The sequence below is a fragment of the Nonomuraea lactucae genome (assembly GCF_003313395.1).
Lineage (GTDB): Bacteria > Actinomycetota > Actinomycetes > Streptosporangiales > Streptosporangiaceae > Nonomuraea > Nonomuraea lactucae.
On record NZ_QNFZ01000963.1, the window covers coordinates 1 to 10,796 of the forward strand.

A 10,796-nucleotide genomic window follows, 5' to 3' on the forward strand; every position below is an offset into this window, starting at 1 on the left:
CGCCGCGCCCTCGACCAGCGCCGCCAGCGTCACGGGGCCCGCGGCGTGCGGCCAGTCGAGCTCCACGGCGTTGGGCTCCGCCTGGGAGGCCGCCAGGGTCTCGGCCACGCGGAGCGCCCCTGACGATGGGGCCTGCGGACCCCGCCCCGGCGGCAGCGCCTCCACCACCAGCCAGCGCCGGTCGGCGGCCAGCGGGTGCAGGCGGAACGTGGCCTCGGCGATCACGCCCAGCGTGCCGTACGAGCCGGTGAAGAGCTTGCCCAGGTCGTAGCCGGCGACGTTCTTGACCACCTTGCCGCCCGACCGGGCGACCGTGCCGTCGGGCAGCACAATCGTGACGCCGATGAGCAGGTCGCGCGGCGTGCCGTAGCGGAAGGCGCGGGGACCGCACGTCGCGGTGGCCAGCGTGCCGCCCACCGTGGCCTCGGGCGGCGCGTCCAGCGCCAGCTCCTGGCCGTGCTCGGCGAGGGCGGCGGCCAGCGCGCCCATCGTGACCCCGGCCTGGGCTCGCACGACCAGGTCGCCCGCGGCGTGCTCCAGGATCTCGTTCATGCAGCACAGGTCGAGCAGCACGTCGCAGCGCTCGGGAGGGGCGCCCCAGTGGAGCTTGGTCCCGCCGCCCACGGGCGCCACGGCCAGGTCGTGCTCGGCGCAGGCGCGCAGCACGGCGGAGACCTCCTCGACGGTCTCGGGCAGCACCACCCAGCGCGGCTCCACCCCCGCCACCGCGTCGCCGGGGCCGGCGTCCCTGAGCGTCACGCCGGTCTTCTCAAGCTGGTCGCGCGGCATCAGAACTGCTCCGCCCGGCCGGACTCCACCAGCGGATGCGCGCCCCTGCGCACGCCCGGCACCTCGCCGCACAGCCGCGGCGTCGGGAACACCTTGCCCGGGTTGGACAGGCCCCTTGGGTCGAAGGCGCACCGGACGAGCTGCATCGTGTCGAGGTCGGCGTCGGAGAACATCTTCGGCATGTAGCGGGCCTTGTCGACGCCCACGCCGTGCTCGCCGGTGATCGACCCGCCGTGCTCGATGCACAGGTCGAGGATCGCGCCCGAGACCACCTCGGCCCGCTCGCCCGCCCCCGGCTCGGCGTCGTCGAACAGCACCAGCGGATGCAGGTTGCCGTCGCCGGCGTGGAAGACGTTGGCCACCCTGATGCCGTGCTCGGCCGACAGCCGGTCGATGGCGGCCAGCACCCGGGGGAGCGAGGTGCGCGGCACCACGCCGTCCTGCACGATGTAGGCGGGGCTGATCCGCCCCACGGCCGCGAACGCCGACTTGCGGCCCTTCCAGATCGCCGCCCGCTCGGCCGGGTCCGCGGCCACCCGCAGCTCGAACGCCCCCGAGCAGATCTCGCGCAGCCGGGCGAACTGCAGCTCGACCTCGGCCGCGGGCCCGTCGAGCTCCACGATCAGCACCGCGCCCGCGCCCTCGGGGTAGGAGCAGGCCACCGCCGCCTCGGCCGCCTCGATGGACAGCGCGTCCATCATCTCGATCGCCGCCGGGACGATGCCCGCGCCGATGATCGCCGAGACCGCGCGGCCGCCCTGCTCGATGCCGTCGAAGGCCGCCAGCACCGTGGTCACGGCCTCCGGGGCGCGGCTCAGCCGTACCGTGATCTTGGTGGCGACGCCGAGCGTGCCCTCCGAGCCGACGAACGCGCCGAGCAGGTCGTAGCCCGGGTCCATGCGGTCGATCGCGACCAGCTCCCCGTCGGGGGTGACGATCTCGCAGGCCTCGACGTGGTTGACGGTGAAGCCGTACTTGAGGCAGTGGGCGCCGCCGGAGTTCTCCGCCACGTTGCCGCCGATCGAGCAGACCTGCTGGCTCGACGGGTCGGGCGCGTAGTAGTGGCCCTGGTCGCGGACGGCCTCGGTGATCGCCAGGTTGGTGACGCCCGGCTCCACCACGGCCCTGCGGTCGGTCAGGTCGACCTCCAGGATCCGGCGCATCCTGGAGGTCACGATGAGCACGCCGTCCTCGCGGGGCAGCGCGCCGCCGGACAGCCCGGTGCCGGAGCCGCGGGCCACGAACGGCACCCCCGCCTCGCTGCAGAGGCGGACCACGAGCGCCACCTGCTCGGCCGTCTCCGGCAGGACGGCCACGGCCGGGGTGGCCCGGTGGTAGGTCAGGCCGTCGCACTCATAGGTGCGCAGCCGTACCGGATCGGTGATCACCGATCCGGCGGGCAGCGACGAGCGCAGCGCCGCCGTGAGCGGGCCCAGGGCGCCGGTCTCCGGCGCGGCGTCTCCAGCGATCATGCCACCTTCTTACGGCTTCCTACGGCATGCGGCTTCCTACGGCATGCGGGCGTACGCGGGCAGCGTCAGGAACTCGGCGAAATCGTCGTCCAGCGCGACCTCCTTGAACAGAGCCGTGGCCTGAGCGTACAGCTCCTCGTCGTGGCCCGGCTCGGCGGCGATCTTGTCCAGCTCCTCGCCGATGATGCGCTCGACCAGCTCCTTCGTCACCTGGGCGCCGGTGTCGGCGAGCGAGATGTCGTTGTGGATCCACTGCCAGATCTGCGAGCGCGAGATCTCGGCCGTGGCCGCGTCCTCCATGAGGTTGTGGATGGCCACCGCGCCGAGCCCGCCCATCCAGGCGGCCAGGTAGCGCAGCGCCACGTCCACGTTGTTGCGCAGGCCCGCCTCGGTGATCGTGCCGGGCGTCTCCGACACCGCCAGCAGGTCGGCGGCCGAGACGCTCACGTCCTCGCGCAGGCGGTCGAGCTGGTTGGGCCGCGAACCGAGCACCCCGTCGAACACCTCACGGCAGACCGGCACCAGGTCGGGGTGCGCCACCCAGGAGCCGTCGAAGCCGTCGCCGGACTCGCGGGTCTTGTCGGCGCGGACCTTCTCCAGCGCCACCGCGTTCACCTCGGGGTCGCGGCGCGACGGGATGAAGGCCGCCATGCCGCCGATCGCGTGCGCGCCGCGCTTGTGGCAGGTGCGCACCAGCAGCTCCGTGTAGGCCCGCATGAACGGCGCGGTCATCGTCACGGCGTTCCGCTCGGGCAGCAGGAACTCGCGTCCCCGGGTCCGGAACTTCTTGATCACGCTGAACAGGTAGTCCCAGCGGCCCGCGTTGAGCCCGGCCGAGTGCTCGCGCAGCTCGTACAGGATCTCCTCCATCTCGAAGGCCGCGGGGTAGGTCTCGATGAGCACGGTCGCCCTGATCGTCCCACGCGGGATGCCGAGCAGCTCCTGGGCGCGGACGAACACGTCGTTCCACAGGCGGGCCTCCAGGTGCGACTCCATCTTGGGCAGGTAGAAGTAGGGGCCCTTGCCCTTGTCGAGCTGACGCTGCGCGCAGTGGAAGAAGTAGAGGCCGAAGTCGAACAGCGAGGCCGACACGGGTCGGCCGTCGACCTTGGCGTGCTTCTCGTCCAGATGCCAGCCGCGCGGGCGGACCACGACGGTGGCGAGCTCGTCGTCCGGCCTGAGCGCGTACGTCTTGCCGCCCGACTCGAAGTCGATGGTCCGGTCGAGCGCGTCGCGCAGGCTGAGCTGGCCGCCGACGCAGTTGGCCCAGAGCGGGGAGTTGGCGTCCTCGAAGTCGGCCAGCCACACCTTGGCGCCCGAGTTGAGCGCGTTGATGGTCATCTTGCGGTCCACCGGCCCGGTGATCTCGACGCGGCGGTCCTCCAGACCGGGGGCGGGGGCCGCGACGCTCCACTCGCCCTCCCTGATCTCCTTGGTCTCGGGCAGGAAGTCGAGCATGCCGCCGGCCGACAGCTCGGTCTGCCGCGCCTGCCGTGCCTCCAGCAGCTCCAGCCGCCTGGCGCCGAACTCCCGCTGGAGCGCCGCCACGAAGCCCTGCGCCTCCGGCGTGAGGATCTCGTCGAACCGGTCGAGGATCGGGCCGGTGATCTCCATGTCGCTCCTCCGTTGGGTTTCCGCTATCTGGAAAACGAGTTCTGGATTATGGAAGGAAGCTACTTCATGCCCTCTCCAGGGTCAAAGGCGGGGGCCGGATGACGTGTCGCCCTGATAACCAGATGCCCATGCCCGGGATGTCATGCCACCATCGGGGAAGACACCAAGGTGTCCAGACGTTCCCTATTAGAGATGACACGAATGCACGAACACTCCGCGCTCGACGAGTTCGAGACCGGCGATATGGATCTTGAGGAGCGCCAGGCGCTGCGCCGCGTGGCCGGCCTCTCCACCGAGCTCCAGGACGTCTCCGAGGTCGAATACCGGCAGCTGCGGCTCGAGCGGGTCGTCCTGGTCGGCGTCTGGACCACAGGCACGGCCGCCGACGCCGACAACTCCCTCCTGGAGCTGAAGCTGCTGGCCGAGACCGCCGGATCAGAGGTGCTCGAAGGCCTGATCCAGCGCCGCCTGAAGCCCGACCCCGCCACCTACATCGGCTCCGGCAAGGCGCTGGAGCTGCGCGACGTCGTCGAGTCGACCGGCGCCGACACCGTGATCTGCGACGGTGAGCTGACCCCTGGCCAGCTCCGCCAGCTGGAGGACACGGTCAAGGTCAAGGTCATCGACCGCACCGCGCTGATCCTCGACATCTTCGCCCAGCACGCCAAGAGCCGCGAGGGCAAGGCCCAGGTCGAGCTGGCCCAGCTGCAGTACCTCCTGCCGAGGCTGCGCGGCTGGGGTGGCAATCTGTCCAGGCAGGTCGGCGGTCGCGCCGCCGGCGGCGTGGGCATCGGCGGCCGCGGCCCCGGTGAGACCAAGATCGAGCTGGACCGGCGCCGCATCCGCGAGCGGATGGCCAAGCTGCGCCGCCAGATCAGTGGCATGTCCACCTCGCGCGAGACCATGCGCCACCGGCGCACCCGGCGCGAGGTCCCGGCGGTCGCCATCGCCGGCTACACCAACGCGGGCAAGTCCTCGCTGCTCAACCGCATCACCGGTGCGGGCGTTCTGGTGGAGGACGCGCTGTTCGCGACCCTCGACCCGACGGTGCGCAGGGCGCGCACGCCCGAGGGCAGGCTGTTCACGATCGCCGACACCGTCGGCTTCGTCCGGCACCTGCCGCACCAGCTCGTCGAGGCGTTCCGCTCCACGCTGGAGGAGGTCGCCGACGCCGACCTGATCCTGCACGTGGTGGACGGCTCGCACCCCGACCCCGAGGGCCAGCTGGCCGCCGTCCGGGAGGTGTTCGCCGACATCGCGGGCGCGACGGACGTGCCCGAGATCGTGGTGATCAACAAGGCCGACGCGGCCGACCAGGACGTGCTCGACCGCATCGCCCGCGCCGAGCGCGACAGCGTCGTGGTCTCGGCCCGCACCGGCGCCGGGATCAAGGAGCTCTTGGGGCTCGTCGAGCGGCGGCTGCCGCGGCTCGACCACGAGGTCGTGCTGCTCGTGCCGTACGAGAGGGGCGACCTGATCTCGCGGGCCCACAAGGAGGGCGAGGTGCTCTCGGTGGACCACGTCGAGGACGGCACCGTCCTGCACGCCCGGGTGCTGCCCAGCCTGTTCCACGAGCTGGAGCGGGTGGGCAAGCCCGTCGAGCGGGTCTCCTAGACGCCTGCCTTAGCGGGATGGGAGGGCAGCTCTGGCGGTGAGGCACCGCAGGGCTGCCCAAAGGCGACAGTGGTCCTCGAACCCCGGGATTGCTAGGATATGCCGAACCTTACAAGTCTAATGTCGCGGGTTTCAGATGATGGCTGCTGCGAGTCATGTTGCCTGCGGGGGTCACTGGGGTAGATCGGGGCCGGGGGGCGAGTGGGAAGATTGGGCTTTCTTCCGAATAAGCCTGTACACCGAGCCAGCCTGTGAAATAACGTAACTGAACTGAAATCGCGCGGATCATGAGTCCAGCGATACGGTCACCGCACAGCCTTACGCGGATGAGAGCAGGAGACCCCCCATGTCGTCCCGACCCGGAGCCGACTCAGCGGGCGCGGCCCGAGCCGTGTGCCGGGCGCTGTGCTCCTGCGGGGTGGTGATGCGGTGACCGTTCGACTTCTGACCAACATCGGCCGGCTCTGGACCGGCAACGAGGTCCTCAGCAACGCGGCCATCCTCGTGCACAACGACCGCATCGCCTGGGTCGGCAGGGCTCCCGATCTGCCCCAGAGCGTGCCCGGTGTCGTCGACGACATCGTCGACGTCGACCACGTCGAGAACCTCGGCGGCGCCCTCGTCACTCCCGGCCTCATCGACGCCCACACCCACCCCGTCTACGCCGGCAACCGCTACGCCGAGCTCGCCATCCGCACCGGCGGCTCCACCTCCTCCGCGATCACCGCCGCGGGCGGCGGCGTGGGCTCCACCGTCACCGTGACCCGCGGCACCGACCCGTGGACCCTCTGCAACGGCGTACGCGAGCGGCTGCGCGGCTGGCTGCTCAGCGGCACCACGACAGTCGAGGCCAAGACCGGCTACCACCTCACCCGCGACGGCGAGCTCGCCGACGTGCGGCTCCTGCGCGAGCTGGAGAAGGAGCCGATGATGCCGCGGGTGCACGTCACCTTCCTCGCGGCGCACGTCGTTCCGCCCGAATACTTCGGCCGCCAGCGCGAATACGTCGAGGCCGTGGGCGCCTGGTGCGCCGACGCCGCGGCGGCGGGCGCCGACAGCGTCGACGTCTACTGCGACGACGGCCACTTCACCACCGAGGAGTCCCGCTGGGTGCTCGCCTCGGGACGCAACGTCGGCCTGCTGCCCCGCATCCACGCCGGCCTCTTCAGCAGGCGCGGCGCCGTTCAACTGGCCGCCGAGCTCGGCTGCGCCTCCGCCGACGGGCTGCACAACATGTCCGACGAGGACATCGCGATCATGTCGCGCTACGGCGTGCCCGCCGTCGTCTGCCCCGCGACCGCGCTCCAGCGCGGCAAGCTGCCGCCGGTCCGCCAGATGATCAAGCATGGCGTGCAGATCGCGCTCGGCAGCGACCACAACCCCGGCTACTGCGGCATCACCTCGATGTCGCTGGTCATCGCGATGGCCGTGTCGGCCTTCGGCATGAGCGTCAACGACGCGCTGCGGGCCGCCACACTCGGCGGCGCCACCGTGCTCGGCGCGCCCGACCGCGGCGTCCTCGCTCCCGGCCGCCTGGCCGACATCGTGCAGTGGGACGCCGACCACGAGGGCGCGTTCGCCTGGTCGTTCGGCCTCAAGCCGCGCCGGGTGTGGCGGGGTGGCACACCGGTCCAGTAGCCGGTCTCCGGGCATGCCGCCATCCGTCGCCGTCGTCACCGACTCCACCGCCTACCTGCCGCCCGTAGCCGGTGTCTCCGTGGTGCCCGTCCAGATCCTCTCCGACGGGGTGTCGTACGACGAGGACTCCTTCACCGGTGACCTGGCGACGGCGACCACCTCGCGGCCGTCGCCGTCGCGGTTCGCCGCGCGCTACGCGGCCCTGGCCGCCGCCGGCGCCACGGGGGTGGTGTCGATCCACCTGTCGTCCGAGCTCTCGGGCACGGCCGAGGCCGCCCGGCTGGCCGCCAAGGAGGCGCCGGTGCCGGTCGAGGTGATCGACAGCCGGTCGGTCGCCATGGGGCTCGGCTACCCGGTCCTGGCCGCCGCCCGCGCCGCGTCCGCCGGGGCGCCCCTGAACGAGGTGGCCGACGCGGCGGTGCGGTGCGCGGGCCGTACGCACACGTTCTTCTACGCGGACACGCTGGAGCACCTCCGGCGCGGCGGGCGGGTGGGCACGGCGGCCTCCCTCGTCGGGTCGGCGCTCGCCATCAAGCCGCTGCTGCACTTCGCGGACGGGCGGGTGGCGCTGCTGGAGAAGGTCCGCACGTCCACGCGCGCCATCGCCCGCATGGAGGACCTGGCGGTCCGGGCGGCGGGCCAGGGAGCCGCGGTGGCTTCCGGAAAGGCGGCGGCGCAGGCGGAAGTACAGGCTGCGCCCATGGCGGTGCGGGTGGCGGTGCAGCACCTGGGGGCGCCGGAACGGGCGCGAGCGCTCGCGGAGCGACTGGCCGGCCGGTTGACCGGGATCACGGAGCTACGAGTCGTGGAGGCCGGCGCGGTCATCGGCGTCCACGTCGGTCCCGGAACGCTGGGCCTCACGGTCAGCTTGTGCACCTGACCCGGAGCACTGCGGCCGGTTATCCCCAGAACCCCGCTCGGCCACTTTCGGGCGTGCAAGGCCCTCCTACATTCGTCGCGTGCGCACCCAGGACCAGACGGCCGAACGAGCCATAGCGGAGTCACGACTACGCTCACTCACCCCCGCCGCCCTGGGCCCACCCCACCCCGCCACCGAGCTCCAACCACCCACCTCCCGGCCGCCCCGCCACCCCCAGCACCACGCCCAAGCCCCCCATCCCCATCACGACGCCCAATCGCACACCCCTCAGCTCCGCCAGCCCCAGCACCGACTCCCAGCCTCACACGCCCAGACCCATAGCCCACAGCCCGCCCGCCAGTCGGCGCACCGCCAGCACCTTCCCCCAGCTCGCCACCCCCCGCACCCCCGCCCGGACCTGCACCAGAGCGGTCTCGGGCAAGACCTCGACCACCAGGCCGGCCACCAGGAGGACGTCGGCCAAGCCTCACACCCTCAGAACCTCCGACCGGCTCGGGACCGGCACTCCTCCCGCCAGTCCCGGCAACGACAGGACCTCCGAGACCATCACCAGCCGCACCGTGCCGCCGCCCCCCACCCCGCCAAGACCGGAACCGGCCTGGGCACTGGAGCCGGAGCCGGCATGGGCAGCGGAGCCGGCACCGGCACCGGAGCCCGATCCAGGACCGCAACCGGGACTGGAGCCGGGACCGGGACTGGAGTCGGGACCGGGACTGGGGCCGGAGATGGGGCGGATGGGGCCTCCGCCGCCCTCACCTCTCTCCAAGCCTTCCGCGCCGCCCTGGCCGCCAAAGCCCCCGCATTGGACCCTGGACGCCCCGGGCTGCGAGCCATCCTGGCGTTGGCCGCCCTCGCCATCGTCGTGGCAGGCATCTTCGTCTGGCGCACCCAGCCGACCCCGGAGCCCCTGCCCGCGCCCTCACCGATTCCGCACCAGCCAGCGCCCCCGACCCAATCGCCCCCGGCTCCATCGCCCACGGCCAACGTGACGGTCCACGTCACAGGCAAGGTCCGAAAGCCAGGCATCTACACGCTCCCGATGGGCGCCAGGGTGGCCGACGCGGTGACCGCCGCAGGGGGACCCCGCCAACCCACCGCCACCAGCTCCGTCAACCTCGCCCGCCGCCTGATCGACGGCGAGCAGATCGTGGTAGGCGCCCCATCCGGCACGCCGGCCGGCACCGGGTCCGGCACGGCGGCCCAGGCGCCGATCCCCGCCAACGATCCCGCCACCACGGTGCTGGACCTCAACGCGGCGACACCAGAGCAACTGGAGCAACTCCCAGGCGTCGGGGAAGTCCTGGCTGCCCGCATCGCGGAGTTCCGCACCACTAACGGTGGTTTCACCAGCGTGGACCAGCTCCAGCAGGTTTCGGGCATCGGCCCCAGAAAGTACGCCGAAATCCGAGGAAGGGTCCGCGTCTGACATGCCCCGCCCCCTTCCTGCAAGCGCCACCCCAGACCCCGCGAACACGACCCAGCAGTCCCGGCACACGGCCCAGCAGTCCGCGAGCGCGGTCGAGGAGCCCACGAGCGTCGCCTCGGCTCCCAAGACCGCCGCACCCGACTACACGAGGACCGCACCCGACTACACGAGGACCGCAGCCGATCACACGAGGGCCGCACCCGACCACACCAGGGCCGCACTCGACGACCGGCCCGCCGGCCACTCATGGATCCTCGTCGTCCCCGCTCTCCTCGCCTGGGCCTTCACGCTCGCCCTCGCTGCCTGCCCTCCCGTCGCCGGACTGACGGTGGCCGCCCTCACCCTCCTCGCAGCCCTGGGAGTGGCACGGTTCGCGCGCCTACAGAGCTGGGCGTGGCGCAACATGACCATCACCGCACTCATCTGCACGGCAGCGGCCTCTGCCTCGGTGGCCTTCCGCGTCCACGCCGTCGGGACAGGCCCCGTCCACGACCTGGCGGCCCGGGGCGCAACGGTGACCGCCGAGATCACTCTCACAGACGACCCCGACATCAGACTCGGCCGCTTCAAGCAGGAACGGGTCATCGTCCCCGCCACTCTCGAGACGTACCGAGCAGGCCGCCAACGCCAGGCCGTACGAACCCCCGTCCTGGTCCTCGCTCACGGACGTGAATGGCGCCCGCTCCTCCCCAGCCAGCGCGTCGAGATCATCGCGCGGCTGGCTGAACCGACCCCCGGCCAGCTTGTGAGCGCCGTCCTGCTGGCCCGAGGCGCCCCCCGTGTCCTGACGCCGCCTACTCGCCTCCAGTCCATCGCGGGCACGCTGAGAGCGGGGCTCCGAACGGCAGCCGACGTGCTCCCCGCCGACCAGCGCGGCCTCCTTCCTGGTCTGGTCGTCGGAGACGTCTCCCGCATGGATCCTCAAGTCACCGCTGACCTCAAGGAGGCAGGCCTCAGCCACCTGAATGCCGTAAGTGGCACAAACCTCTCAATCGTCGCGGGTGCCGCTCTCGCCCTCTCCCGCCTGGCGGGTCTCCCAGTGACGCTGAGAGCCGCCCTGGCCGCCGTAGCCATGATCGGCTTCGCTGTGGTAGCCAGACCCTCCCCCAGTGTCCTCCGGGCACTCCTCATGGGTCTGGTAGCCGCGATCGCCCTGAGCACCGGCCGCGCGAGGGACGGCATCGCAGCCTTGTCGGCGGCGGTCCTCCTGCTGATCCTGTTCGCCCCGGAGCTCGCCCGCTCGTACGGCTTCGCCCTGTCCGTCTTCGCAACCGCCGGCATCCTCCTCCTTGCCCCCCGCTGGCGCGACCACCTAGCCCCCACCCTTCCTTCCCCCACCCTTCCTGCCCCCGCCCTCCCGGCC

Annotated in this window: 9 protein-coding genes; 5 read left to right on the forward strand and 4 right to left on the reverse strand. The window is 71.9% G+C overall.

Annotated features, from left to right (window positions below):
• From DQW85_RS33845 to aceB, 3 genes are all read right to left on the reverse strand, one after another.
• Nucleotides 1–789, reverse strand: a 789-nt coding sequence (locus tag DQW85_RS33845; protein ID WP_162795588.1) for an FAD-binding oxidoreductase, incomplete at its 3' end; no start/stop codon positions are given.
• The gene (locus DQW85_RS33850; protein WP_113703838.1) at nt 789–2,261 is read right to left on the reverse strand and encodes an FAD-linked oxidase C-terminal domain-containing protein; all 1,473 of its coding nucleotides are present in this window, start codon (nt 2,259–2,261) and stop codon (nt 789–791) included. The genes DQW85_RS33850 and DQW85_RS33845, both read right to left, overlap by 1 nt.
• A 36-nt stretch (nt 2,262–2,297) precedes the next feature.
• Entirely contained in the window at nt 2,298–3,875 is a 1,578-nt protein-coding gene (aceB, locus tag DQW85_RS33855) for a malate synthase A (RefSeq protein WP_113703839.1), read from the reverse strand.
• Nucleotides 3,876–4,076: 201 nt separating this feature from the next.
• Between aceB and hflX the strand changes: the two genes are divergently transcribed.
• The 3 genes from hflX (at nt 4,077) to DQW85_RS33870 (ending at nt 8,007) form a co-directional block, all read left to right on the forward strand.
• Nucleotides 4,077–5,489 (forward strand): GTPase HflX, encoded by a 1,413-nt coding sequence (gene hflX / locus DQW85_RS33860; RefSeq protein ID WP_113703840.1) that lies wholly within the window; start codon nt 4,077–4,079, stop codon nt 5,487–5,489.
• A gap of 429 nt (nt 5,490–5,918) precedes the next feature.
• Nucleotides 5,919–7,127 (forward strand): imidazolonepropionase, encoded by a 1,209-nt coding sequence (hutI, locus tag DQW85_RS33865; RefSeq protein WP_113703841.1) that lies wholly within the window; start codon nt 5,919–5,921, stop codon nt 7,125–7,127.
• 13 nt (nt 7,128–7,140) lie between these two features.
• The gene (locus tag DQW85_RS33870) at nt 7,141–8,007 is read left to right on the forward strand and encodes a DegV family protein (protein ID WP_113703842.1); all 867 of its coding nucleotides are present in this window, start codon (nt 7,141–7,143) and stop codon (nt 8,005–8,007) included.
• A gap of 301 nt (nt 8,008–8,308) precedes the next feature.
• Here the strand turns inward: DQW85_RS33870 and DQW85_RS45005 are convergent, their stop codons facing one another.
• The gene (locus DQW85_RS45005) at nt 8,309–8,470 is read right to left on the reverse strand and encodes a hypothetical protein (protein WP_162795589.1); all 162 of its coding nucleotides are present in this window, start codon (nt 8,468–8,470) and stop codon (nt 8,309–8,311) included.
• 339 nt (nt 8,471–8,809) lie between these two features.
• On the opposite strand from DQW85_RS45005, the gene DQW85_RS33885 reads away from it, so the two are divergent.
• On the forward strand, nt 8,810–9,433 hold the full coding sequence (locus tag DQW85_RS33885; RefSeq protein ID WP_240197598.1) for a ComEA family DNA-binding protein: 624 nt from the start codon (nt 8,810–8,812) through the stop codon (nt 9,431–9,433).
• A gap of 1 nt (nt 9,434) precedes the next feature.
• Nucleotides 9,435–10,796 (forward strand): ComEC/Rec2 family competence protein (locus tag DQW85_RS33890; RefSeq protein WP_205315615.1); only part of this gene is annotated, 1,362 nt, incomplete at its 3' end.

What these genes read in the sequence shown, in the direction of transcription:
- DQW85_RS33870 (WP_113703842.1), top strand. Translation starts at nt 7,141, where the DNA reads ATGCCGCCATCCGTCGCCGTCGTCACCGACTCCACCGCCTACCTGCCG.
- DQW85_RS33850 (WP_113703838.1), bottom strand. Translation starts at nt 2,261, where the DNA reads ATGATCGCTGGAGACGCCGCGCCGGAGACCGGCGCCCTGGGCCCGCTC.
- hflX (WP_113703840.1), top strand. Translation starts at nt 4,077, where the DNA reads ATGCACGAACACTCCGCGCTCGACGAGTTCGAGACCGGCGATATGGAT.
- aceB (WP_113703839.1), bottom strand. Translation starts at nt 3,875, where the DNA reads ATGGAGATCACCGGCCCGATCCTCGACCGGTTCGACGAGATCCTCACG.